This is a genomic window from Paenibacillus sp. J22P169, from assembly GCF_059691995.1.
The window spans coordinates 43,452-70,031 of sequence record NZ_JCAUAO010000004.1 but is presented as its reverse complement, the minus strand read 5'-3'; the positions used below and the strand labels follow the sequence as shown (position 1 = coordinate 70,031).

Annotated in this window: 21 protein-coding genes; 13 read left to right on the top strand and 8 right to left on the bottom strand. The window is 45.6% G+C overall.

Translation table 11 applies throughout. The features are described from left to right. Positions 1-803: 803 nt before the first annotated feature. Entirely contained in the window at positions 804-2,645 is a 1,842-nt protein-coding gene (locus tag AC58QG_RS20530) for an AbfB domain-containing protein (RefSeq protein WP_497364358.1), read from the top strand. A 96-nt stretch (positions 2,646-2,741) separates the two neighbouring features. On the opposite strand, the gene AC58QG_RS20525 is transcribed toward AC58QG_RS20530, so the two are convergent. Then, a complete protein-coding gene (locus AC58QG_RS20525) occupies positions 2,742-3,875 on the bottom strand; it encodes an NADH:flavin oxidoreductase (protein WP_497363992.1) in 1,134 nt (377 codons plus the stop codon). A 152-nt stretch (positions 3,876-4,027) separates the two neighbouring features. Between AC58QG_RS20525 and AC58QG_RS20520 the strand changes: the two genes are divergently transcribed. Then, positions 4,028-4,354, top strand: coding sequence for an ArsR/SmtB family transcription factor (locus tag AC58QG_RS20520; RefSeq protein ID WP_497363991.1), 327 nt, complete (start codon positions 4,028-4,030; stop codon positions 4,352-4,354). A gap of 240 nt (positions 4,355-4,594) precedes the next feature. Beyond that, positions 4,595-5,635, top strand: coding sequence for a glycosyltransferase (locus AC58QG_RS20515; RefSeq protein WP_497363990.1), 1,041 nt, complete (start codon positions 4,595-4,597; stop codon positions 5,633-5,635). Positions 5,636-5,706: 71 nt separating this feature from the next. Here AC58QG_RS20515 and AC58QG_RS20510 read toward each other — a convergent pair whose 3' ends face one another. Then, positions 5,707-7,698, bottom strand: a complete 1,992-nt coding sequence (locus tag AC58QG_RS20510) for a glycosyltransferase (protein WP_497363989.1) — start codon at positions 7,696-7,698, stop codon at positions 5,707-5,709. 356 nt (positions 7,699-8,054) lie between these two features. On the opposite strand from AC58QG_RS20510, the gene AC58QG_RS20505 reads away from it, so the two are divergent. Genes AC58QG_RS20505 through AC58QG_RS20490 form a run of 4 tightly spaced genes read left to right on the top strand, consistent with a single transcriptional unit; the run spans position 8,055 to position 10,924 of the window. Continuing rightward, the gene (locus AC58QG_RS20505; RefSeq protein ID WP_497363988.1) at positions 8,055-9,080 is read left to right on the top strand and encodes a GHMP family kinase ATP-binding protein; all 1,026 of its coding nucleotides are present in this window, start codon (positions 8,055-8,057) and stop codon (positions 9,078-9,080) included. A 2-nt stretch (positions 9,081-9,082) separates the two neighbouring features. Beyond that, positions 9,083-9,667: a D-sedoheptulose-7-phosphate isomerase gene (locus tag AC58QG_RS20500; RefSeq protein ID WP_497363987.1), complete on the top strand. Its 585-nt coding sequence runs from the start codon at positions 9,083-9,085 to the stop codon at positions 9,665-9,667. Positions 9,668-9,671: 4 nt separating this feature from the next. Then, positions 9,672-10,376: a nucleotidyltransferase family protein gene (locus tag AC58QG_RS20495; RefSeq protein ID WP_497363986.1), complete on the top strand. Its 705-nt coding sequence runs from the start codon at positions 9,672-9,674 to the stop codon at positions 10,374-10,376. Further along, on the top strand, positions 10,373-10,924 hold the full coding sequence (locus AC58QG_RS20490) for a D-glycero-alpha-D-manno-heptose-1,7-bisphosphate 7-phosphatase (RefSeq protein WP_497363985.1): 552 nt from the start codon (positions 10,373-10,375) through the stop codon (positions 10,922-10,924). The genes AC58QG_RS20495 and AC58QG_RS20490 overlap by 4 nt, the downstream gene beginning before the upstream one ends. 67 nt (positions 10,925-10,991) lie before the next feature. Here AC58QG_RS20490 and AC58QG_RS20485 read toward each other — a convergent pair whose 3' ends face one another. From AC58QG_RS20485 to AC58QG_RS20460, 6 genes are all read right to left on the bottom strand, one after another. Next, positions 10,992-12,614: a response regulator transcription factor gene (locus AC58QG_RS20485; RefSeq protein WP_497363984.1), complete on the bottom strand. Its 1,623-nt coding sequence runs from the start codon at positions 12,612-12,614 to the stop codon at positions 10,992-10,994. Positions 12,615-12,616: 2 nt separating this feature from the next. Further along, positions 12,617-14,410, bottom strand: coding sequence for a cache domain-containing sensor histidine kinase (locus AC58QG_RS20480; RefSeq protein WP_497363983.1), 1,794 nt, complete (start codon positions 14,408-14,410; stop codon positions 12,617-12,619). A gap of 107 nt (positions 14,411-14,517) precedes the next feature. Next, the gene (locus AC58QG_RS20475) at positions 14,518-15,867 is read right to left on the bottom strand and encodes an ABC transporter substrate-binding protein (RefSeq protein WP_497363982.1); all 1,350 of its coding nucleotides are present in this window, start codon (positions 15,865-15,867) and stop codon (positions 14,518-14,520) included. Positions 15,868-16,013: 146 nt separating this feature from the next. Next, a complete protein-coding gene (locus tag AC58QG_RS20470; RefSeq protein WP_497363981.1) occupies positions 16,014-16,841 on the bottom strand; it encodes a carbohydrate ABC transporter permease in 828 nt (275 codons plus the stop codon). A 20-nt stretch (positions 16,842-16,861) separates the two neighbouring features. Continuing rightward, the gene (locus AC58QG_RS20465) at positions 16,862-17,806 is read right to left on the bottom strand and encodes a carbohydrate ABC transporter permease (protein WP_497363980.1); all 945 of its coding nucleotides are present in this window, start codon (positions 17,804-17,806) and stop codon (positions 16,862-16,864) included. A gap of 189 nt (positions 17,807-17,995) precedes the next feature. Further along, positions 17,996-19,441, bottom strand: coding sequence for a DEAD/DEAH box helicase (locus AC58QG_RS20460; protein ID WP_497363979.1), 1,446 nt, complete (start codon positions 19,439-19,441; stop codon positions 17,996-17,998). A 127-nt stretch (positions 19,442-19,568) separates the two neighbouring features. Here AC58QG_RS20460 and AC58QG_RS20455 point away from each other — a divergent pair, with 127 nt between their 5' ends. The 6 genes from AC58QG_RS20455 (at position 19,569) to AC58QG_RS20430 (ending at position 26,575) form a co-directional block, all read left to right on the top strand. After that, a complete protein-coding gene (locus AC58QG_RS20455) occupies positions 19,569-21,155 on the top strand; it encodes a spore germination protein (protein ID WP_497363978.1) in 1,587 nt (528 codons plus the stop codon). A 38-nt stretch (positions 21,156-21,193) separates the two neighbouring features. Further along, a complete protein-coding gene (locus tag AC58QG_RS20450; protein WP_497363977.1) occupies positions 21,194-22,381 on the top strand; it encodes a Ger(x)C family spore germination protein in 1,188 nt (395 codons plus the stop codon). 6 nt (positions 22,382-22,387) lie between these two features. Continuing rightward, positions 22,388-22,621, top strand: a complete 234-nt coding sequence (locus tag AC58QG_RS20445) for a hypothetical protein (RefSeq protein ID WP_497363976.1) — start codon at positions 22,388-22,390, stop codon at positions 22,619-22,621. Between the two features lie 22 nt (positions 22,622-22,643). Beyond that, positions 22,644-23,744, top strand: a complete 1,101-nt coding sequence (locus AC58QG_RS20440) for a GerAB/ArcD/ProY family transporter (protein WP_497363975.1) — start codon at positions 22,644-22,646, stop codon at positions 23,742-23,744. Positions 23,745-23,861: 117 nt separating this feature from the next. Further along, positions 23,862-24,608, top strand: a complete 747-nt coding sequence (locus AC58QG_RS20435; protein WP_497363974.1) for an ABC transporter ATP-binding protein — start codon at positions 23,862-23,864, stop codon at positions 24,606-24,608. Then, complete coding sequence (locus AC58QG_RS20430) at positions 24,605-26,575, top strand: FtsX-like permease family protein (RefSeq protein WP_497363973.1); 1,971 nt, start codon at positions 24,605-24,607, stop codon at positions 26,573-26,575. Before AC58QG_RS20435 ends, AC58QG_RS20430 begins: the two co-directional genes overlap by 4 nt. Positions 26,576-26,580: the final 5 nt, after the last annotated feature.

Below are 26,580 nucleotides of genomic sequence, written 5' to 3'. Positions count from 1 at the left end.
GTGGATTTAGATGGAAATTATACAGCTAATTCCGTCTGATTCGGCGAAAAGAGAGAGATTGGCTGCAATTAACTACATATTTTCCAGTTATTTCATATAAAACTATGGAAACCGCAAAATTAGATGTAGTTTTTCCAGTTAATCGTTGCTGCGTGGGGAGGGCGGCCGGTATGGCTGACTATTGAGTTATTCGTGTCCGTGGGGTGCGCGGATTGGCTGATTTCTGAATTTTTCGTGTCCGTGGGGTGCATGGGTTGGCTGACTATTGAGTTACTTGTGTCCGTGGGGTGCATGGTTTGGCTACTATTGAGTTATTCATGTCCCTGGGGGCAGGTATGGCCGACTATTGAGTTACTTGTGTCCGTGGGGTGCATGGTCTGGCTGACTACTGAGTTATTCGTGTCCGTGGGGTGCATGGTTTGGCTGACTATTGAATTATTCATGTCCGTGGGGTGCATGGTTTGGCTGACTATTGAGCCATTCGTGTCCATGGGGTGCATGGGTTTGGCTGACTATTGAATTATTCGTGTCCGTGGGGTGCATGGGTTGGCTGACTATTAAGTCATTCGTGGCTGGGGGGATGACAACAAATCAGTTATTTATAGTTTCCTGCACAATCTTTCACTCGCCGCTGAGCAACATTGTTCATGAATATCACCTTCTTTCAGTTGTAAACGCTTACATATGGCCGTACGATGAAGTGGAGACCCCAGCTCAGAGATTTCTGAGTCACGGTCATCCCATCCATTAAAGGAGGAAATTAACGAATGAATATCTACACAAGACGAACGCTCACCGCACTGATGTATGCACTGTTGGCTGCCTTGTTTTTTGCCCTTGTCCCGCATCAGGCAAGTGCTGCAAGTGTCACCATCTCGAATGGCTCAAACTGGACCGATACGGCAGGCAACGAGATTCAGGCTAGAAGCGGCAATATTTTAAAAGTAGGATCGACGTATTACTGGTACGGCGAGCATGCGGTGAGCGGAACGTTTGATAGTGTAAATGTGTATACCTCAACGGATCTCAAGAACTGGACCTTCAGCAACGCCATCCTCACAAAAAATTCATCGACCGAGCTGAACTCCAGCAAAATCGAGCGTCCTAAAGTCATCTACAATGCCTCTACCGGCATGTATGTCCTATGGGCACATTACGAAAATGGCACCGATTATAGCTTAGGCCGCGTAGCTGTTGCTACGAGTTCCACACCAAACGGAAACTTCACCTACCAAGGCAGCTTCCGTCCGCTTAACTATGAATCCCGTGATATGACGGTATTCGCTGATACCAACGGTTCCGCCTACCTCGTGACGGCTTCCCGCAAAAATGGCGGCGCCAACGACACGATGGCGATCTTCCAGCTTAACTCCAGCTACACGAACGTGTCTTCCTTCGTTGGCTGGATTTTCGAGAACGGCTATCGCGAAGCGCCTGCTGTCGTGAAAAAGAATAATACCTACTACCTGTTCACCTCACAGGCTTCCGGTTGGTATCCGAATCAAGGCGCGTATGCGACGGCGACTTCGATGACAGGCACTTGGTCTGCGCTTTCGCCGTTCGGAGACCCTGCGGCTTACGCTACGCAAATCGAGAACATTATGACTGTCTCCGGCAGCTCTACGACCAGCTACATTTATATGGCTGACCGTTGGAATCCGCTCAATTTGAGTGATCATAAATACATTTGGCTGCCACTGACACTAAATGATACGAGCGCTTCAGCCACGTTGAACTGGTACAGTTCTTGGAACATTGATGCCGTAACCGGCACCGTCACACTGCCAACGCACGTGAACCACGCCACAGGCAAAACTGCTACAGCAAGCTCAACCGCAGCCAGCTCTTCTGCTGCTAATGCGTTGGATGGTAATGCCCAAAGCTCGTGGGCCGCTTCCAGCAGTACATGGCCAGCTTGGTGGCAGGTCGATTTCGGAGCGCCGAAGACGATTACCGAGGTCGATATCTCCTGGTTTTTATACAAAGGCTCAGAAGGCTATCACAAGTATAAAATCGAAATCAGCAACGATGGCGTCAACTACGCCGCGATTGATCGCACAACGAATACGGCTTATGGTTTTACAACAGATAAGGTACACTTCACGGCGCGATATGTACGGATTAACCTCGTGAATGCTGTGCTGTTCAACAATCCGAGCAACTGGTATACGCCGACCTTGTACGAGGTTCGTCTCTTCGGGCCTTCGACTGCCGATGCCACTGGCTATAGTAAATTTGCGTCGTACAATTTCCCTACTTACTTCATACGTCATTCTAACTATACGCTTCGCATAGATCCTAACGTTTCCCCTGCTCTGGATTCACAATTTCGCGTGGTGCCCGGTTTAGCTAACGCATCTAGCGTTTCACTCGAATCCATCAATTTCCCAGGCTATTTTATCCGAAAAAATGCGAGCAATCAGATCGTCCTTGCCCAATATGATGGGACGACAGCTTTTAATCAGGATGCCACATTCAACCTCGTAGCCGGTTGGGCCGACAGCAGCAAGGTCTCTTTCCAATCCTACAGCGCCCCTACCTATTACATCCGTCACTACAATTACGTACTGAGAGTCGAAGTGATCAACGCTTCTAGCACTGCAACCGTGAAAAGTGATGCGACGTTTACGCGCACGAATTACTGAGCAGCCGTTAGCGGTAAAAAGAAAAACAAGGCAGCCGGTTCGTCCGGTTGCCTTGTTTCGTTGTTGCCAGACAGCAAATTCATCAAGTCTGACGGCTTAATATAAACGTTTTAAAGCATCAACAGTGAATGGAAGTAATTCCGTGAATCGACCGTCTCGCACTTTTTCCACCCAAGCAGGGTCAACCAACAGCGCGCGTCCAATGGCAACGAGATCGAACTCGTTCTGCTCTAGACGAACAAGTAACTCGTTGATGTCAGCCGTGCCAGCGCTTTTTCCTCTGAAGGATCCCAAGAATTCATCATCTAAACCGACTGATCCAACTGTGATCGTAGGTTTACCCGATAACTGCTTCACCCAGCCTGCGAAATTGAGGCTAGATCCTTCGAACTCTGGTTCCCAGAACCTGCGCGTCGAGCAATGGAATATATCTACGCCTGCTTCTACGAGCGGTGCAAGCAATTGACCGAGCTGTTCCGGTGTAGCGGCGAGTTTGGCCGTATATTCGCTGGATTTCCACTGTGACAACCGAATCATAATTGGAAAGTCAGGACCAACCGCGCGGCGGCAAGCCTCGATAACCTCGACAGCAAACCGTGTGCGTGCCAGTAGGCTGCCACCGTACTTATCCGTACGTTGATTCGTTTTCTCCCATAGGAATTGGTCGATCAAGTAACCGTGGGCGCCATGGAGCTCGATGCCGTCGAAGCCAATTCGTTTCGCATCAGCTGCCGCTTGTGCGTAGGCTTGCACGACTTGCTCGATTTCCGCCTGTGTCATCGGCTCATTCACTTGTTCGCCAGCTAAATTGCGGCCTGATGGTCCAATCGATGGTGCTTCCGGATGTGGAAGTGAACCATTTGGGCGAGTCATCCCAATATGCCAGAGCTGAGGCATGATACGTCCTCCCGCTTCGTGCACAGCATCAGCTACACGTTTCCAGCCCTCTAGCGCAGCTTCTCCATGGAAGTTAGGGACTCGTGGATCGTTGGTAGCCGCTGGATGATTGATTAGTGTGCCTTCGGTAATAATAAGACCAACGCCATTCTCAGCCCGGCGGCGGTAGTAATCCACCACATCTGGTCCTGGCACGCCCCCTGGTGAGAAGCTTCGCGTCATCGGGGCCATGACGACCCTGTTCGCTAGATTGAGATTGCCTAGTGTAAATGGTTTGAACAACGCCTCAACAGAATGAGACTTTGTCGATGGGTTGGAATTTGTAGTAGACATGGTCGTTCCTCCACTTCATTTATTTATTTTGTTTGCTTATGACATGCAGTTATCGCACTTGTTTCCTTTAATTCGATTGTTATCGAACAATAGAAATATATCACGCAATGTGGTAAAATGCAATCACTACGCTTTAACGAGGAGGAAGCATCTTGAAAGTACTATTTCACCCAGACAAAGAGGCTATGCATCTCTCGTCCGTCCTCTATGCGCTAAGCGATCCCGTCCGTTTATCCATTGTCTCAGAAATTCACAAACAAGGGGAAATCACATGCGGCGGCATTGATGTGACCGTCGTTAAATCGACCTTGTCTCATCATGTACGAACCATGCGTGAAGCAGGTGTCGTTCATGTCCGCGTGCAAGGCACCCAGCGATTTTTGTCATTACGAAAAGATGATTTAGAAGAAAGATTCCCTGGTCTGCTAGGTGCGATCCTCAATGCTTACGAAAGCTCCAACGAACATATCCCAGAATAAATCCCAATATGGATACATGAATGAACAAGGAGTTAAGCAGATATGTGCTTAGCTCCTTTGTTTTGGTATCCACTTTTGTTTTCTTTAGCTGCGATTGGGCCGACAAAAACTCATATGTAGTTATTCGTCCATTCGTAGGCAGAGGTACCTGAATATACTAAGTTGGATTACAGGAATGGCCATGTAACCAATTTGTGATATTGTAGATCGTTCCAACCATTACCGCGAAGGAGGTGCTCAATGAAAAAAGTTCTCCGGCAGGTAGCTAGAAAGGCGGCCAAAACGAACCGGAAACAAAAGCTGCTTAAAAGAAGCCGCAGTAAAAATGGGATCAAAATGAAACGAATTCGGAGAACAATACAATTACGCAAGCGTCCTTTACGAACCATAAAACTTCGCAAGCGTCTACTGCGAAAAGTTAAAAAACGCCTGCGAACAAGCAAATCTTTGCGATCGACTCCCCAGGCAAAGCGGCCTCCTCCTCCTTTAATAAACGTTCCTTTCGCTTATGAACCGCTGAATGTTCCACACGCTCCGCTATTGGAGCCGAAGCCCAAGCTTTCGGTCATTGTGCCGATCTTGAATGAGGAAAAGTTCCTCCCGTTGTTTCTAGAAAGTGTCGCTTCCTATGCGGATGAAATTCTTATTGTGGACGGAGGAAGCACCGACGACAGTGTAAGCATCATCAATCAGTGGAAAAACCGCGCGAATATTCGGCTATTCCATATTAAGCAGACGGGCTTACCCTACTCCGATGATTGGAACGAGTCCATCGTAAGGAATTTCCTAGTCGACCAGGCTATTGGAGATTGGATTATGGCGATCGATGCAGATGAGATCATGGATGATAGCTTCCGTGATGCCTTACCTGGGCTTATGTCCCAGAAAGAGGCGGATGCCATCTCATTCCCGTGGGTGCAATTCTGGATGAATCCCCAGACATTACGATTAAGTGCACCGAACGACGAACACTGGTCTGTAAATAAATGGTTCATGTGGCGCAATCATATTGGCATACGGTACGACGATGCCAAGAATCACTGCAAAGTGCATCTATTCGGACGTTTCATGTGGGAAATTCCCAATAAGGCTGAGCCGATTTCAGCCTTCCATTACCATTATGCTTTCGGTTCCCAAGTTAAAGCGAACGATAACCGCCGCCGTGATGTCGATCAATACTTAGGGAAACCGGCTGATCGTATCGAATATGACATCGTGACGACGCCTTTTACTGGGAATCATCCAGCTGTTATGGAACGTTATTTTGCTAAAAGGGTGTGAAAAACAAAAAAGTGACTGAAAGTCGAAACTTTCAGTCACTTTTTATCGTTTTCCTATATTTTTATCCTGCACTATAAAGCTGATTTCATACTCTCTAAGGCTCTTGCTCTGGAGAAGTACGTTTCCACGTACACCTTACTTTGTTCGGCCTTATGCGCTAATAGACCGTCATTGTGATATAACTGGATGATTTCCTCGGCGAATACATGAGGGTTGTCCTTAGGTTCAATCATCTGCCTAATATTCTGCAGCCCTTCAATCCCCGTGCTTGTCGTAACTACCGGCATCTGATGGCGCATGGCTTCCACTGTTTTACCTTTCACGCCTGCGCCGTACCGAAGAGGAATGACGGCAATTCTAGTGTTTCCATACAGCTCTTTAAGCACATGGTCTGGTATAAATCCGGTGACAGTAATCCGATCCGACTGTAATCCGATTACATCGGGCGTTGGGTTGGAACCAGCGATGAACAAGTGGATATGAGGTATGGCTTGTCGCACAATAGGCAGGATGTCCCGACAAAACCACAAAATACCGTCGGTGTTAGGACTATGGCTGAAGCCGCCAACAAACAGCAGACCGTTGCGTTCACTCCACTGCCTTGTTGTCGGTATCGTATGGTCAAAGTAGTAGGCCGGAAGCAATACAGCATTTTTATTCGGAAAATTCCCTTCGATAATTCGTTTTTCTGAGTCGCTGCAGGTCAAAACGGTATCCGCTTTGCTGAACATGTCGAACTCCAGCCTTTTGTAGAACTCGGATGCTAGAAGCAGTTCGCGGTTGTTCTCCAATCCGAATCGCTTCAGCTCACGAATATAATGCATATCATGGCCATAATAAAGAATTTTCGCACGGGTATGGGCTTTAATTAGATCGATATACTGATTTGAAATGTTAGGCCGGTTCAACAGGACATAATCAATATAGTTCTTGTGCTTGACTATCCAATGCTCATAGTACCTGCGGTCCTGTGGTCCATAAAGAACCTCAATGCCTAGCTGTTCGAGTTCAGAACCATAAGGTTCCAGTTTGGTGAAGTTGTCAGGTATGAACTTTACATTAAGGCCCATATCAACAAATAGTTTCAGATACATAAACGTCGTTCGGCTGCCCGCATCTTTGTCGAAACTTGGAACGCCGTAGTCAATGACCAGAATGGTCTTTTTATTTCTTGAGCGTTCCCTTGCCCAAAAGAGGTGCTCACCATTAGCAAGTTGATCCCGCTGCAATACGCCTGCCCATTTTTCTATAAATTTCTGCTGGTTAATCACCTGATATTTCTTTATTCCGGAGTTAAGGTCTGTGCCGTGTGATACTCCCTCGTAGTGCACGACAACGGATTTGGGTTGGTAGATAACTTTGTAGCCTTGTTGTCTTGCTTTGAATGCAATGTCCACATCTTCTGAGTAAGCAGGTGCAAAATGCTGGTCAAAACCACCTATTCTATTCCATACGTCTTTACGAATCATGATCGATGCCCCTGAGATATAATCTACTTCCTTGACATAGTTGTATTCATGTTTATCCGGGTTATCTAATCGACCGTAATTCCATGCATACCCGTTACTAAAGACAATACCGCCGGCCTCCTGAAGTCTTCCGTCCGGATAAATCAACTTGGAGCCTATAATTCCGATGGTTGGATCTTTCTCGGGTAAAGACAGCAGATGCGCCAACCAGCCGGGAGTCACTACAGTATCGTTATTTAAAAATAATACATACTTTCCTCTGGAAATCGCTGCCCCATGATTGCAATTATAAACAAAGCCCCTCTTCACCTTATTGCGGACGACAGTGACATGTTTGACGAAATGTCCTAATCGGGCTGTTAAGTCGTTTGAATGATCGTCCATCACGATGATCTCATAAGGAATTCCATGTGTGTTCTTAACGATGGACACCAAGCATTTGTAAGTGAAATCCCATTTGTTGTAAACCGGAATAATAATACTGACCAGTGGATGAGAAGAGCTCGGTACCACCAGCTTATTCACGAGTCGTAATCCTTTATGGATCCGCCGACGTTTCAAACGACCGATCCTGTTGCGTTTATAAAGTTTCATAACTGACCGTCTTCTCCGATTCTTCCATCGAGCACGTACGGATTTTCCACGTTTGAGCACAAATCGCCGGCCTGCTTTATATCTACGAAGCTTACGCACGCGTGTAGACCCCAATATCTTTCTTTTCTGTCTCCTAGCCTTTAGCTTCATCACAATACCTCCCGGCGCACATCATTATCACATAGCTATACTATTCCCTCTGTAAAAGGTGTGAATGGGACAAACGTTTATTTTCAACTAACACGGAGGGTGGAAAATATTTGACTCTGCACCATCCGTCCATACAAGTTGTCTTATTCGAACATATGCTGAATTGGTTAAGAAGTATATTGGACAACAATGAACGGAGGAAGCACATGATCATTAGATCTAAAGCCCCTTTAAGATTGGGACTAGCCGGAGGCGGAACGGATGTGTCGCCCTACTGCGACTTATTCGGAGGATGCGTACTCAATGCGACGATTGATTTGTACGCCTATTGTACGATTGAGGTCATCGATGACGGTAACCTTACTTTTGTCGCTGCGGATCTCAATGAAGAATTCCATTCTGTCGCTCTCCCAAGGTTGGAGTTGGATGGCTGTCTAAGCTTGCATAAAGGCGTGTATAACCGGATTGTCAAACAGTTTAAGCAGGACGAGCCGCTTTCTTTTCGGATGACCACCTATTCTGACGCTCCCGCAGGATCCGGTCTCGGCTCATCATCCACGATGGTAGTCGCTATGCTGAAAGCTTACGTAGAATGGCTTAATCTGCCGCTCGGGGAATATGAAATTGCCCAACTTGCCTATGAAATCGAGCGTATCGATGTTGGATGGGGTGGCGGAAGACAGGATCAATATGCAGCCACCTTTGGTGGATTCAACTTTATTGAGTTTTACGAAAATAATCGGGTCATTGTGAACCCGCTGCGGGTAAAAAACTGGATTATCAGTGAATTGGAGAGCTCTATGATTTTATATTACACAGGAGCATCAAGGGAATCTGCCAAGATCATTGACGAACAAGTCCGCAATACACGGGATAAAAAACAGTCAGCCCTAAAAGCGACCCATATATTGAAAGCGGAGGCTTATGCGATTAAGGAATGTATTTTAAAGGGAGAAATCAACAAGTTTGCTGAGCATTTGGGGAAATCCTGGAGCGCAAAAAAAAAGATGGCCGCCTCTATAACGAACGAACGAATTGACTTCATATACAATACGGCGATGAATGCCGGTGCATTAGCAGGCAAAGTATCCGGGGCAGGAGGCGGCGGATTTATGATGTTTATCGTGGACCCCGTCAAACGCATACAGGTCGTACAGCGATTGAACGAATTAGGAGGTAAAGTGTTTCAATTCCATTTTACCAAGAGCGGAACGCAAGGATGGAGGGTATAAGTTTGAAGACGTATATTAGCAGTGAAATTTTACGGGCGATGGAGATTAAACGAGCGATTGCTAAGGATAGCGTTATGCTTAGTTTAATCGAGCAGGCAGCAAGAAAAATGATTGAGGTTTACCGAAAAGGTAATAAAATAATGCTCGGCGGCAATGGAGGAAGTGCAGCCGATGCCCAGCATATTGCTGGCGAATTCGTCAGCCGTTTTTATTTCGACCGTCCCGGCCTGCCGTGCATCGCGCTTACGACGGATACCTCCATTCTTACTGCAATCGGAAACGACTACGGTTATGAACAGCTGTTTGCACGGCAAATTCAAGCTAACGGCCAAAGTGGAGACTTATTTGTTGGCATTTCCACATCCGGTAACTCTCCCAATGTGATCAAAGGTTTAGAAATGTGCCGTGCTATGGGCATCACGACAATTGGTTTGACCGGTGAATTGGGAGGCCGTATGGCTGCCCTATGCGATATATGCATACGTATACCATCCCAAGAAACCCCGAGAATTCAAGAAGCGCATATTATGATTGGCCATATTTTGTGCGCGATTGTAGAAGAATCTATATTTGGTAAGGGATTCTAACCCTATGGAAGCAATCATTTTAGCTGGCGGACTGGGGACACGTTTGCGGGAGGTTATATGGGACTTACCCAAACCGATGGCTCCTGTAGGGGGCAAACCATTCCTTCGTTATATTCTTGAGCGATTGGAGATGCAAGGGGTTCGCAGGGTTGTACTTGCGGTAGGATACAAACATGAAACCATTAGCTCTTATTTCGGCCACCGCTTCGGAGAAATAAGTATCGCCTATTCGGTGGAAGAAGAACCGCTAGGAACTGGAGGGGCTCTTAAGAAGGCGATGAGTCAAATTTCCGGCGATCAGGTGCTGTTATTAAATGGAGACACGATGTTCCACGTCGATATCCCGCAGCTCGTACTGGTTCATCAAGACCGCGCTGCGGACTTGACGCTTTCACTTAAACCGATGAGACAGTTTGACCGATATGGTGCCGTTATCGTAAGCTCGGACTGTCGCGTGTTGAGCTTTCAGGAGAAACGGATGTGTGAATCCGGGTTGATTAATGGTGGTGTCTACGTAGCTCGTACCGATTTGTGGGATCCCTTCGAGCTGCCTGCCAAATTTTCGTTTGAGCAATTTCTACAAAATCCCGGCGTACAGAAGCTGAACATGTATGGCTTCCCTAGTGAAGGTTATTTTATCGATATGGGTATTCCGGAAGACTATGCGCGTGCGAAGTCCGAGCTTGGCACCGGAGGTGAGGACGGATGAGACCGAAGGCACTTTTGCTCGATAGAGATGGTGTCATTAACCTTGATAAATCGTATGTTTACAAAGTGGAGGATTTCGAGTTTAACGAAGGCATATTCGAGACTCTCTTACATTTTCAGCAAGCGGGCTTTTTACTCATCATCGTGACTAACCAAGCCGGTATTGGACGGGGATATTACACGGAGGACGATTTTTGGGCGCTAACGACGTGGATGGCCGGGCAATTCGAAGATCACGGCATCCGGATAGCCAAAGTATATTTTTGTCCCTATCACCCGGTTCATGGCATCGGCGAATACAAGTTGGATGCATGTTGCCGCAAGCCGAATCCGGGTATGATTATGCAAGCCATCCAGGAGTTCCAGCTGGATCCAGCCTCATCCGTGATCATAGGTGATAAAGAGAGTGACATCGAAGCAGGTTTGCGGGCTGGAATCGGAACCACGATCTTGATCCGCAACTGTGAGGCAAGCTCTACTACGGCTGCTACGTTTACTGTGCAGCATGTAGGCGAGGCGGCTGAGCGTTTTTTCGGAACAGGTAAATAAGCTATCACTTGAAAAAAGCACAAAATCCTGCATTTGGCAGGATTTTGTGCTTTCACAGCGGGGATTGCTAGCTTCCCTTCGTCTGCCCCCGATACGCATTCGGCACGAAGCCGGTATGCGCCTTGAAGAGCTTGCCGAAGTAGTTCTTATTCTCATAGCCGAGCATGTCGGAGATTTGTTCCACGCTTTTATCCGTGATTTCTAATAGCTCTTTCGCTTTCTCCATCTTCATCCGCGTCACGTATTCGATGAAGTTCTCGCCAGTCTCCCGCTTGAACAAGCGGCTCAAGTAGCTCGGGTGCAAATGCAGATGCGCCGCGGCATCCTCCAGTGATATTTTCGTATCAAGATGGTTATACACGAAACGCTGACACTCCAGGATTTCACGATTATGCGACTCCCGGTACACCTGTCCCGCCCACTGAATAGCCTGCTGCAAATAATCCTTGAGCCATAGCTCCATTTCGCGGATGGAGGACAGCTCGTGGACATCGTGGTGCAGCAGCTCCGAAGAAAACGTCGATTGATAGTGCTGCAGCGACTTGAGGCGCATACGCACATCGAGAATCATTTTGAGCAGCCAGTCCTTCACCTCTAAGGGACGGAATCGATTGTACTGGATAAAATCGACCCACTTCGAGACGAACGAATCAATCATTTCTACACGCTCATCGAACACCACATTGCGGAATTCATCCAACGCCTGAGCATACTGTGCGAGCAGCTCTCCCCCGTCCCCGAATCCCTCCCGCAAATGTTCAAGCTTGCTGATCGAGGACTCTGGCATATAGAATCGTATAGTCTTGGCCTCTACCATGCGGATCAATTGATCCTTCAACGCCCGAACATCCTTCACCGGAGTCCCGGTGATGAACGAAAAGGAGATTTTCGCGTACTTTTGCAAGCAGGACTGCAACTGTCGAAGCGTCTGCTCCATCTTCTGGCTATTGTTCACATGCAGCTCAGAGAAATGCGGGAATAGCAGCACGATTTCTCCCGTATCGTAGGTGAATAGGGTCACTTCCTTTTGATCCACGAGCAGCTCTTCCACGATATTCTGAATCGTATACTCGAACAAGTCGGTCGATTGAAACCGGCTATTCGCCTCTTTCACCCGGTTGGCATAGCCGAATACAGGTAGTACTGCATGCTTGTTCAGATGAATGCCGAAGTCACCTGCTTTGGCACTCCATTCAACAGCATCAAATAGCGGCTCATTCACCGTGCTTCGGATGAACTGGCGCTTAGACGCGCCGCGTTGCTGCGACACCTCTTTCTCGAGCTTGCGGCTCTTCGATTGCTGCCGACCCTCGGCATCCAGCTGCTCTTTGAGCCTGACTAACACTTCGGTAATATTAGTTACGTTCATCGTTTCCTTCAAAATATATTCACTCACCGAAAGCTTAACCGCCGCCTGCGCGTAGTGGAATTCGTCGTGGCAGGAAAGAATGACGGCCTTCACGTTCGGATCCTCCTCACGGAGGGACTTGATCAACTCCAGCCCATTGATCTCCGGCATCCCGATATCGCTGATCAGCACATCTGTCTTGGCTTGCTGCCCGGCTTTCAAGGCTTCCAACGGATTGGCATAAACGCCAGTCAAATGATAGCCGAGCTCCTCCCATTTTATCGTCGTTTTCAAAAATTCAAGAACCGGGATATCATCATCTACTATCATAACCGTATACAAGGTCACACCTCCTTCTCTGGTTGCTGTGGAAAGCGCAAAGTAATTTGAGTGCCGTGTCCTAGACTGCTTTCAATATCGTAATCGAATCGATATCCATAAATCATCCGAAGTCGTTCAAATACATTATGTAAACCAATCCCCGATAGGGCAGGACTGCTTGCTTCTTCCTCTACGGCTATTGTCGGTGTAACCTCTAAGTGATCTCGAAGCGCCAACAATTGCTCGGGCGTCATACCAACACCGGAATCCTTGATCTCCACCTGTAATCTGCCATCCTCAGCAATTATTCGGGAGGCAATCGTTATTTCGCCTGCTTTACTTTTGAGGCCATGAATATACGCATTCTCAATAAGTGGCTGCAAAAGGAATCGCGGAATTTGAATAAGAAGGGTATCAGAAGGCGCGGATACTCGCAGGACAACCCGATCGCCATGCCTCGAATTCAAAAGACGCACATAGTGTTCGTTGATCCCGATCTCTTCATGTAGCGAAATGTAGGCGTTATTCCGATTAATGGTCATGCGCAAAAGAGCGGACAATGAGCTGATCAATTCAGCGTTCTCCTCGTCGCCTTTCATCATGATTTTCAACCGAATCGAGTTCAATACGTTAAATAGAAAATGTGGATTAATCTGTGCCTGCAACATCGCCAGTTCAGCCTTCCGCTTGAGCTCCTGCTCTCGCTTATTCTCGAAGAGTGTCAGCTCGATGCGATCAATCATGCGGTCAAATACATACCCCAGTCGACCGACTTCATCCCCGCCACTAATGTTAGATCGTTCACTCAACTGACCCGATTCAATCCGGACAACCGTTTGTACAAGCTTCGCGATAGGCTTAGTCAGCGTTCCTACCACATAAAGGAGCACAACAGCAAACAAAATCAAAAAGAAGAGTTGAATAATAAAGTCCGTTTTCCGAAATGACTGGATTTGTTGGGCAGCATTCTTATACGGGGTCAAATTTACCAGTTTCCATTCGGTCGTTACCTGAGAGCTGAGTAAGATGTAATCTTCCCCATTTACCTTCACGAAAGCCGAACCATCCTGATCAGGCAATTGGTCGTAATAGGGAAATGCTTGACCTATCGTCGAGTTGTCTCGATCTACCAGGATTCGTCCCTGTTCATCAATGATCGCCATGGATTCCGTCTTCTCATATTGATTGAAAAGCTGCTGCAGCGTATTCATCTCTAGACCAACAATCACATACCCCTTTGTCAATCCATTCAACGTCAGCTTCTTCGCTGCAGACAATAAGTAAGGCTGATTCGACCCGTTACTGTAGTTAGGTTCTGCGCCAATCCATTTCACATTATAACCAGATATCTCTTCGACTTCTGGAAACCAACTTTTGTCCATAAAGGTTCTGGGATCGAAATTAATGGTTGTGTACGTAGCCACATACTGCCCATTTGGGAGTAGTAACGTGACATACATATTTCCTAGCGGACTCATGACTGTTCCGAGTCTTTTAATAATTGTATTTTTAGCTACAAAAATGTCCCCAATCGAGGTGCTAGCATCCACATGACTTAAATTCAGAATGGGTTCCTGTAGATCCTCGTCAAATTGCATGAAATTCATGATATAAAGCATGTCCTTCATTTGCTTGGAAACAATCTGATTCACAATCCGCATGGATTCTCGTGAGCTGTCTGTCACTTGGGTGCGCACAGCATCTCTAGTAAAAAAAATCGATACATTCATTGAAACAATCGACGGTAGAACTAGACAAGTCAGAATCGTAAGCATTAATTTGTTGCGAAGGGATAACGTGCGAAGCCAGTTCAGCACCAAGGTGTCCCGCCTTTCCCGTTGAAAATGGGAAAAAGAGGGGCCCATAGGCCTCCTCTTGCTTCCTCAACTCATTATAACAGTAAAGCTATGGAAATCGTTACCGATTACTTCGCATTGCTCTTTCTGATGTCTTCAAGCTTTGTTTTTGCTGTAGAAATTGTTTTCTCCAGATCTTGCTTGCCAGTCAAGAACAACTCAACTTGCGTTAAGTATTCTTTCTCTTGTTGCAAAGCGTAAGTCGGAGGAACAACCAATTTTGTAGATTTGTTCACTTTCAAAGTAGATAGCAAGGACGTTTTGTCGATGAACTTAACTTGATCTGGCTTGCCGCTTGCAAGGATTGCTTCTACGTTTTTGTTAATATCTGCTTTTTTCCAACCGGAGAAGAACAGACCTTGTGTTTGGATACCTTCAGTTGTGTACCATTTAACGAAGTCATAAGCCGCTTGTTTGTTCTTGGAGTTTGCTGCTACACCCATGAAGTCAGCGCCTACTTCAGTTAGACCGTTTGTATCTTTTGCATCATATTTCGGATATGGAGCAAATACCGTGTTGAACTTCGCGTTTTGCGCTAGCTCACCAACCATCCAGTTACCCGTTGCTAGCATCGCTGTTTTACCTGCGTAGAATACGTCACGGTAAGCCATTTTTTGCGAAACAACTTCGAAGTAAGGTACGGATGTTTTATCGATGTTTTCCATTTGGTTACGCAGGTTCAAGGAGAAACGAACTTGTGGGTTATCAATGTTTTCTGTACCATCAGATTTCACAAGGTAAGGGTTATCCATGTTGTTGTTCAAACCAAGAAGCGCATAGTCTTTCCAGTTATGGAAGTAAGAACCATATTGTTTCGCAGCGCCTTCGCCTGAAGTTAATTTTTTCGCGTATTCCGCATAGTCATTCCAAGTCCATTCTGTTGGAACTGGAAGCTTAGCAGCATCTAATTTATCTTTGTTCAAAAGAACGAACCACTCGATCATTTTACCAGGCAAAGCATAGTATTTACCGTTAACAACCGGATCAAGTTTATACTCATCTTTAACTACAATGTTATCTTTTTTCAAGTAAGCATCAAGCGGCTCAAGAATGCCTGCTCCTACACGTTGTGCGAAATCGGAAGCACTGGAGTACATAACAACGTCCATTTGCTCGCCGGAAGCAGCTAGTAGATCAAGCTTTTTCATCCCTTCTTGGGAATCACCTTTCTCGGACATGCTCTCATAAACAACTTTAACGTTCGGGTGAGTTGCATTGTAGGCTTCAACAGTTTTGTTCCAGTTACCTTGCGCTTCTGTATACCATGCTTGTACTTTAATTGTAACAGGTGCTTTCGTTGAAGAAGTTGCTGCACCGCCAGCTGTTTCAGCTGGTTTATCTTCACTTTTACTGCCACAGCCTGCAAGCGCAGTACTGATTGCTAGAACACCGCTTAATACGAGTAAACTCTTTTTCATATAAACCCCTCCAAGAAGATATTTGTATATGCTGCGATAACTGAAAACCTTTACATGACGAATCGTAACAAACTTAGTTTGAGCACACGAGGCAATATTTTAACCTCATGCACTCTTATTTTGACATCTTGCTTATAAACCGGAGATTAACCCTTAACGCCACCCATGGATATACCTTCGATAACTTGCTTCTGACCAATGATGAAAATGATAAGCAAAGGTAAGATAGCAGAAACGGAAGCCGCCATGATCAGGGAGTAGAATTCACCATTTAAATCGGCAAAGGAGTGAATCCCCAACGGAAGTGTGAATAACGATTTTGTTCTCAAGAAAATCAATGGATTCTGGTAATCATTCCAGGTCCAGATAAAGCGCAGGATCGCATACGTTGCAATCCCAGGGCGCACAAGCGGTGTACAAATCGACCAGAATATTCGGCCATGACCAGCCCCGTCGATCCTAGCAGATTCCATATACTCATCATGGATACCTAGATAGAACTGACGCAGCATGAACGTCCCCAGTACGCTGAAAGATCCTAGAAGAATAAGTCCTAGATGCGTATCGTACAGATGCATCGAACGGAGCAAAAGAAATTGTGGTACGAGAATCGCCTGACTTGGAACCATATACATAACAAGAACGAGAATAAAGAGTACATTCGAGCCGCGGAACTTAATTTTGGAGAAGGCGTAAGCAGCCATGGATGAGAAAAGAACAGACAAGGCCGTTGTGATGACAGAAACCTTAATCGAGTTCCAGTAGTATAAAGGGAATTTCGTCGTCCATACCGTTTTATAATTTTCAATCAGGTTAAAATGTTTAGGAATCCACTGTATCGGGAAGATGAATACGTCGGCTTCTGGCTTCATGGATGCTGATATCATCCACAGAAATGGAGTCATGAACAGGATGCCGAAGAGGGCCATCACAATCGTTACGATAATCTTTTTGAGACTTTTATTGTTATCCATGTGTTAACCTCCATTCTAGTTTAATAGTTGACCCATTTACGTTGGCCGAACCATTGAATTAACGTAATTAAGAGAACGAGAATCAGCAGCACAATCGCCATAGCAGAAGCATAGCCAGATTGCAGATTCACGAAAGCTGTTTCGTATAAGCGGTACACGACAACACTCGTTGAGTTAGCCGGTCCACCATTGGTCAGTACGGAAATGACATCGAATACTTTGAACGTTCCAATAATGCCCGATACGAGCAAGAAGAACGTAGTTGGTGATAATAAAGGCACAGTAATGCTGTAGAACTGCTTCCATTTCGATGCACCGTCAATATCAGCTGCTTCGTACAGATCTTTCGGAATGGATTGAAGTCCTGCCATGAAAATAATCATGTTGTACCCAATATTGATCCAAACCATGAGTCCCATTACACAGTACAATGCATAATCAGGATCAGCTAGCCATTTCGGCGGATTCGCAATTCCCCAATCGATTAATGTTTGGTTAATAGGTCCGTACGTTGGGTGAAAGAGAACTTGGAATACGATCGCTACAGCAACTACGCTGGAGATATATGGAATGAAGTAAATAACTTTGAAAACACCTTTGAAATACACTTGTTTATCAATCAGCACCGCTAAAACCAGTGAAACGATGAGTGTTAGCGGAACAACGACCAACAGAATCATGTTGTTTTTGAGTGAAAGTAGAAATACACTATCGTGAATTAGTTTAGTAAAGTTGTCCAACCCGAGAAATTTCACCTTCGAAAACCCGGCAACAAAGTTCCAATCCGTGAAGGCTAAGAAGAATGAAGCGATAATTGGAAATAACGTGAAAACGAATAAGCCGATGACCATGGGACTAACGAAAATATATCCGGCCAAATTCTCTCGAATTTGCTGCTTTGACTGCTTCGGCTTCACTTTAGTTGTTGGGATACTACCTGCTTGCGATTGTATATGGTTAGCCATGAAATTCACCCCATGTCGTGTTTTCTATAGTCTACCTTGTGAGCGTTTCATGGATAAGTCACAGAATTGACCCTTTCGAGTAATATTTTAACCTTAGGCAGGGATTCCTATGTCGAGGTGGGCGTGAAAAACAACGTAACAGCTCACAACAAAAAACCAGAAAGCTATGAGGCCTTCTGGTTCACATCCCTACTTATTCGCTTCATGCACCTTCAGCAGTTTCCCCTTGATGGTTGTGTTCTTCATGATCTTGAGCACCATCGGCCCTTTGCCATTCAAAATGTCGACGTACGACACATTATCCTGAATCGTGATGATGCCGATATCTTCTGCGGTGACACCTTCAATCTTAGCGAGGGTGCCGACAAAGTCGACAGCGCGAATCTTTTTCTTTTTGCCCCCGTTAAAATAGAGCTTCATGATGCCCTTGTTCAATTGGTCGCTGCGGTCCCGCTTGATGACAGGCGTCGCCTGCATCTTCTGATCGAAAGCAGCTTGCTTCGCGGCAACCTCCTCGGAATCCGGTGCATCCTTCCTTGGAATTTCGAAGCCAAGATAGCCCTCGATATCCGCCAGGAACTTGTCCTCATGCGGCGTTACGAACGTAATCGCCTTGCCCGTCTTGCCTGCCCGCCCTGTCCTTCCGATGCGGTGGACATAGCTCTCTTTCTCCATCGGAAGATCATAGTTGATGACATGCGTGATGTCCTCCACATCGATCCCACGCGCCGCGACATCCGTGGCCACGAGGAATCGGAACTCGCCGCGCTTGAATGCATTCATAACGAGGAAACGATCATCCTGAACCATGCCGCCATGGATTTTATCACACGGGAAATCCAACTGATCTAGCTGAGTGTAGAGTTTATCGACATGCTCTTGTGTCCGGCAGAAGATAATGCAGTTCTCTGGATTCTCCATCACGAGCACATTCTGAAGCAATGGCCACTTTTCGTTCTCCCGGACAGTGATAAGAGAGTGCTCAATCTGAACCTTCGCCGCTTCCGGCGTTTCGATCTCAATATCGATGGGCCCCCGCAGGTACTGATGGCACAGCTGCTCCACATCCTTGGGCAAAGTTGCCGAGAAGAGCATCGTCATCCGATCCGTCGGCAGCTCATCAATGATCGCTCCTACCTGCTCAATGAAGCCCATTCGCAGCATTTCATCCGCCTCATCAATAACTAGATATTTCAGGCGCTCTACGTCCAGCGTCCCTTTTTGGATATGGTCCAACACGCGGCCTGGTGTACCAACAACCACGTGGCACTTCTGGTGAAGCTCAATCTTCTGTTTGGCAAATGGCTGCTTCCCATACAAGGCCACCGCCTTAATTCGCTTAAAGCGCCCGATGTTCGTCATATCCTGCTTCACTTGATCGGCGAGCTCCCGGGTTGGCGTCAGGATGAGTGCCTGCGGCCTATTCTCTTCCCACTCCACCAGCTCGCAGATCGGTATGCCGAAAGCCGCGGTTTTCCCGCTTCCCGTGCGGGATTTGACCGTCAGGTCCCGCTCCTGAAGCGCAATCGGAATCACCTTATGCTGTACATCTGTCGGCTGCGTGTAACCTAATGTGGTTAGCGCACGCGTGATATCCTCACTTAATTGATAATCGTTAAAGCTTCTTGTCGTCACGATTTGACTCCCCTTCTTGTTGCTGTGGCTCTATTCTACTACATCTGGAGGCGGAAAAGAAAAAAGGCATGAGTGAAATACCCAAGATTCGGTAATAGTAACAAAAACAAATCAGGGTGGTTCGCTCATGAAGAACTCCATCTTTACCTTCATGCAAAAATTACTGAAACAAAAGCATCATCCAGATACAGCAACGAATAGCGCAGTAAATATGATTCACTCTATACCTGATAAGCTTGAAGAGAGCCTGCTCACGATAAGTGAAGGTTTGGGGCATAGCACGGATCTTGTTATTCGAAGAATGATGATTCCATCCACCCCTTCTTGCAAGGCTGCCATTATTTACATGAATGGACTAGCGAATGTCAGAGATATATTGGATTCTCTTTTGGGTGATTACAAGTCAGGAGATATTGTTCTTCCTTTGCTAGACGACATTCTCCCGTTGCCTCTAATCAAAGAGTACTTATTAAAAATAGGTGAAATCACGAGTACTTCCGACTTCAAAACGCTCTATCATATGATTTTATCAGGCGATACGGTCATTTTAGTGGATGGCTATAACGAAGGGATCTGCGCGAGTACACGTGACTGGAAAGATCGCGGGGTCACCGAGCCCTCCTCTCAAACCGTTGTAAGAGGACCTCGCGAGGGATTCTCTGAGACCTTGCGCACGAACACCGCATTGGTTCGAAGGAAAATTAAAGATCCTCATCTATGGATGGAAACCAGGCAGATTGGCCGTGTGACCCAGACCGATGTTGCTATCATGTACATCAAGGGAATCGTGGAGGACACGATTGTCGAGGAAGTACGTACCCGCCTAGCTAGAATCGATATTGATGGAATCCTGGAGAGCGGCTACATCGAAGAGCTTATCCAGGATGAAGCCTACAGCCCATTCCCGACTATTTTCAATACAGAGCGGCCTGATGTGGTTGCAGCTGCACTACTCGAGGGGCGAGTCGCCATTCTGGTTGATGGTACACCATTTGTCCTCCTTGTACCTGCTGTATTTACACACTTTTTCCAAGCAGCAGAGGATTATTACCAACGGGCAGATATTAGTTCCTTGCTCCGCATTCTCCGGTATTTCTCCCTATTGATTGCTTTACTGGCTCCTGCCGCCTATATTGCGGTAACGACCTTTCACCAAGAGATGATTCCGACAACGCTGCTAATAAACATCGCCGCTCATCGAGAGGGGATCCCTTTTCCTGCGTTTGTAGAAGCACTACTCATGGAGGTTACGTTCGAAATATTACGCGAAGCAGGAATAAGAATGCCTCGAGCGATTGGGCAGGCGATTTCCATTGTTGGTGCGCTTGTCATTGGACAAGCTGCAGTCGAAGCTGGATTAGTAGGTCCTGCGATGGTCATTATTGTTGCCATTACAGCTATCTCCACCTTCGTTATCCCTTCCTTCAACTTGGGGATTTCCATTCGTATGATCCGTTTTGCACTTATGATGCTTGCTGCTTCTTTAGGCTTATTCGGGATCCTGATTGGCGTCATTGCCTTGGTCCTGCATTTATGCAGCTTGCGTTCTTTTGGCGTTCCCTATCTGGCTCCATTCGCTCCCTACAACTTAGAGGATCAGAAGGATAATGTCATTCGTCTCCCGCAATGGGCCTTATTGAAGCGTCCTAATTTCATTAGTCCAAACAATAGGCAGAAACAGAGCTACAATCCCCCACAGAAACCAGAATCCTAAGTGAGAACAGCCAAATCTGGGGAAGGTGATCGATACGAATGTGTAAACGAGCTGTACTTATTATCCTCATCATGCTGATCGTAACGGGGTGTTGGAATCGCAAGGAACTTGACCAGATTTCCATAGCAACAGCCCTTGGTATTGATAAAAAGGGGGATAATTATAGTATTTCCGTCCAATTACTTAACTCCGAAGAAATCGCGTCAAATAGAGGCGCCGGGCAACGAATGCCTGTTGTGACACTTCAGATGAGTAGCGGAAATACGATATTCGAGTCATTTCGTAAGCTGACAATGAGCTCACCGCGCAAAATCCTTTCTTCCCATCTGCGCATACTTGTCCTAGGAGAAGAAATGGCTGAAGAAGGTATCTCCAAGGTGCTGGATATCTTATCAAGAGATCATGAGCTGCGCTCGGACTTCAATATTTTACTAGCTAGAAATGCTACAGCCAATGATATCTTACAAGTGTTGACACCGCTTGAGAAAATTCCAGCTAACAAGCTCTATTCTTCTCTCATCTCTTCCGAGAGAAATTGGGGAGTTACCACAAATGTTGACTTGCATCAACTTATTTTCGATTTAGTGGATCAAGGGAAAGATCCCGTCCTTTCTAGTATTCATATCAAAGGGGACCCGCAATTAGCAAAGTCTCGCGAAAATTTAAATTCTGTTCTCCCATCTGCAACATTGGAGTATAAAAGCCTAGGTGTATTCCATAAAGATCAGTTTGTTGGATGGTTAACGGACAGAGAAAGCAAAGGCTTAAACTATGCCCTGAGTAACCTTCAAAGTACGATTGTTGCTCTTCCGTGTCAATCTGGAGGCCGAATGTCCATAGAACTGATGAGCACGAGGTCAAAACTCAGAGCAAGCTTTCTAAATAATCAACCTCAGGGCTTCGTCAATGTTCAAGTCGAGGCGAATATCGGAGAGGTAGCCTGTAAAATGAACTTAAATTCCACCTATACGATACAAGCCATCGAAGAACAGCTAAATGAAGAAATTAAGCAGACGATCCTTGACTCGGTTGCCAAAGCGAAGTCTTATAAATCAGATATTTTCGGATTCGGAAACGCCCTCCATCGTGCCAATTATAAGCAATGGAATCTCATCAAAGATAACTGGGATCAAGCCTTTGTGGATCTACCCGTGCAAGTGACTGTACACAGCAGAATTCGTCGTACTGGCTCGATTGTTGAATCCTTTCTTAATCAAATGGAGTGATAACGCATGATATGGAGTCTGATTATTTTGCTTGTTTCGCTGTGGGCTTTGAAGGTTGAAGTCCCTCGTTTAAGAAAAAAGAAACAGCATAAAGAGCTCTGGATCTTTCTTGTATCCATCAGTGCCTCTGCCCTATTCAGCATGGCAGTGAATCTACAATTGCCCGTACTCAATCCATTAGATGTTATCACCTACCTATTCAGACCCATGGGCAAAATGATCACAGCTTTATTAACGTAGTTGTTAGTCAAAGGAGTCAGCGATGTTCGATAATGAGAAAATTAGTCTGCGTCAATTTAAAATATTAGTATTGCTTTTTAGCTTGGGAAGTACGATCCTAATCGTGCCGTCTGTACTTACGGCTTATGCCCATCAAGATGGGTGGATGTCTGCCATTCTAGGTATTGTTAGTGGATGTGGGGTGATGTGCCTGTACATGGTCTTAGCTAATCGGTATCCGAATCATTCCATCATGGAGTACAGTAAGCTCATTCTTGGAAAATGGTTGGGTACTTGTGTCGGGATCATCTTCTATTTCTATTTCATCATCATAGCCTCATTGGTTCTTCGCAATGTCGGTGACTTTATTACGACTATCATCATGCCAGAGACACCGATCCAAGTCATTCACTTTGTATTCCTGTTGATTATTATGTTGGGGGCAGGGCTGGGCTTAGAGGTGTTTGCACGCGCTGGGGAAGTGTTTCTTCCATGGGTACTGCTGTTTATCGGTGTGCTTATTTGCTTTCTGATTCCACAAATTAAAATTGAGCGCTTGCCACCTCTATTTGAAGCCAGCGCCAAAGCCATTATTCATGGAAGCTTGTCCGTTCTTTCTATTCCCTATTTGGAAATGGTCGTCTTTCTTGTCATCTATCCAGCTATTCATACCAAATTGAAGACTAGCAAAGGATTTATCCAAGCAGGACTTATGGGTGGACTTTTCATACTTATCATTACTACTTTATGCATCGCCGTACTTGGTTGGGATTTCACATCACGTCATACGTTTCCCAGTTACACATTAGCGAAAAAAATACATGTCGGAGGATTCATCCAACGAATCGAAGTATTGGTCGCCGTCATCTGGTTTGTCACCATCTATTTCAAGCTCGTTATGTGCTTCTACAGTTCACTGATTGGACTTTCGCAGATTCTAAACTTGCGTACCTATCGCCCTTTCATTGTGCCGAGTGCACTTATGATGTTTGCGCTCGCGTTCCTCGTTTACCCTAACATCGTCTATTTCCGGGATTTCGCATCAAACATATGGCCTCCGTTTGCCCTAACCATCGGGCTGTTCTTACCTGTAGGTTTGTTAATCGTTTCTTATTTTAGGCCTATGACCCGATTCAACAAATGATACTGCTCTGCAGAACGTCTTCCTGCAATATGACAAAATTGTCACCTTAGAGATTGGTAGTTCGATGGATAGCAAGTAAATGAATCGGTATAGTAAGTGGTGAAGGAGGGCGAAACCATGACTACGATCATTCAAACTAAGAACTTATCCAAAGCATATGGAAAAACACAAGTTTTAAAAAATATTGATTTAACGATTGAACAAGGGGAATTCACCGCAATAATGGGGCCATCTGGCTCTGGGAAAACAACATTAATGAATATGCTCTCCACGATTGACGCCTTTACCGGCGGGGAAGTTTGGATCGAGGGAAAATCACTGTTAGATTTGAAAAAGAAAGACCTCAGACAATTCCGTCAAAAACGAATGGGATTCCTTTTTCAAGATTACAACTTACTGGATACCTTAACGGTCAAAGAAAATATCCTGCTGCCCCTCTCGTTGCAAAAAACACCTGTCGCGGAAATGGAGCAGCGATTAGCGAAATTGATGGAAGCGTTAAATATTGAATCGATTTTACAGCAATACCCGTCTGAAATTTCCGGTGGACAAAAGCAGCGCACGGCTGCCGCACGCGCAATCATAACCAATCCAGCGATTGTGTTTGCCGATGAGCCTACGGGTGCGCTGGATTCCCGGTCCGCTACCCAGCTGCTGGAACAAATCCAATTGCTCAATCAAACCTTTAAGGCAACGGTTCTGATGATTACGCACGATCCGTATGCAGCGAGCTATTGCCGGCGCGTCATTTTTCTCCGTGACGGCAAAGTCGTCAATGAAATGTTCAAAGGAGAACAATCAGAAAAAGAATTCTTCGACCGAATCCTGACGATTCAAAGCGCCATAGGGGGCGACCGGCGATGAGTTTAATTCAACTGTCATGGCGCAACATTAAACGTGATTTCCGACTGTATGCGATCTATTTTATTTCCATGCTAATCGGGGTTATTATTCACTTTACGTTCTCATCCTTAATGTTCAACGACGATATTCTAGCAGCCATTAACCATAAACAAAATTTCCAACTTGGCGCGTCCATTGCATCTTTTGTCGTATTCCTGTTTATTATTTTCTTTATCCTTTATGCGAACTCGTTTTTTATGAAACAGCGCAAAAAGGAATTTGGGATGTATTTGCTTTACGGTATGAGTGAAGGGCAAATTGCCTCGATGGTCTTTCTAGAGACTTTATTTCTAAGCGCGATTTCACTCGTCAGCGGGATTTTGATCGGGGGATTGCTGTCCAAATTCTTTGGCATGCTGCTTATGAATCTGATGCAATACGATGAGGTCATTTCCTTTTCCTTCCCCATTGAGGCCGTAGGATCGATTATTCTTTTATTCGTAATCCTTATTGGCATTATTAGTGTCCAAAGCTACGTAAGTGTGCGTCGGGTCCAACTGGTGGAATTATTTCATGCCAAAGCAAAGATGGAGAAGCCGCTAAAGTTTTCCGCATGGCTTGCCATATTATCCATCCTGTTGTTAGGAACAGCCTTCTTTCTCATTACTCGGAAGGGAGATTCAGTTTTCTGGATGGATTACACCTTGATGAGTATGATTGCCGTAACCGTGGGATTGATCGGGGGGACGTATTTATTTTTCCGCCAATTTTTCGGTTGGGTGCTGGAGAAGATTAGCCTCAGGAAAAAATATGTTGAAGGCAATAAGATGCTATGGATTTCCTCGCTGCGTTTTTCAGTTCGTGGAAATACGTTGAATCTTACCTTCATTTCATTATTTAGTGCATTGCTCATTTTCTTGGTTGGGTTCGTTTCGATTAACTATACAGCTCATTTTTACTCGGCGGAGAGAGAATTTCCGAACCACCTTGCGTTTACATCGCAGGATGAACAAACCCAGAAGCAAATTGAACAACTCATCGAGGAAGCTCATCCTATCATCCATCATGAACGGATCGAAGGGCTGTCTGCAAGCCCGATTACAGACAGGGGAATCGCCTATGATCGCAGATATTTAAATAATTTCTCAGAACAAATTCTTCTGGTCCCAGAGTCACAATTTAATAACGTCGTCAGCCTGCGCGGCGATAATAGCCAAGTGAATTTACAGGATCAAGAAGCGGTTGTCCTATCACAAGGCGTACCTAATCCGATCAAGTATACCGAAGGCAACCAACCCAAATTCACTGTAAAACTCAAGCAAGAAACGACTTTTAATCTCGTTGAATTGAAAGACTATGCTTTACTAAGCAAGGCTACGGACGCAGACAGCGATGTAGGCAAGAAACCTGCGATGATGATTATTTCCGATGAAGCATTCGCAAGACTGAAGTTAGGGGAAGTCCTCGCCTCGTTCGACATCTATCAAATCAAAGATGCCAGAAATTCGATGGCTTTATCCGATAAAGTGTATGCCCTTGTTTCAAAAATGCCTGGATCTTACTACGCAGCGTTTGTCGTTATGTATTCAATTGATATTGAAAGTTCATCCTTGCTGCTATTTTCAATTGCATTTCTTGCGGTTATCGCTTTATTCGCTTTAGGAAGCATCATCTATTTCAAGCAATTGCGAGAAGCGACTGAAGAACAAAGGCAATATGCCATTTTACGAAAAATGGGCGTCGATGACAGTGAAATAAAAGGGATCATTCGCAAGCAGCTGTTATTTGTGTTCTTGCCTCCGGTACTCCTCGGTATGCTGCACAGTTGGTTTCTTTTAGTTTATCCCAGCATGGCGGAAGTCAAAGATATGCCGCAAATCACATCGATTATTGCAGCGGTCCTGATCCTGTATTTCGCCATCTATACGTTGTTTTATTTATCCTCTACGAGTATTTACTACAAAATTGTAAGTTCAACAACGCAATGACCTAG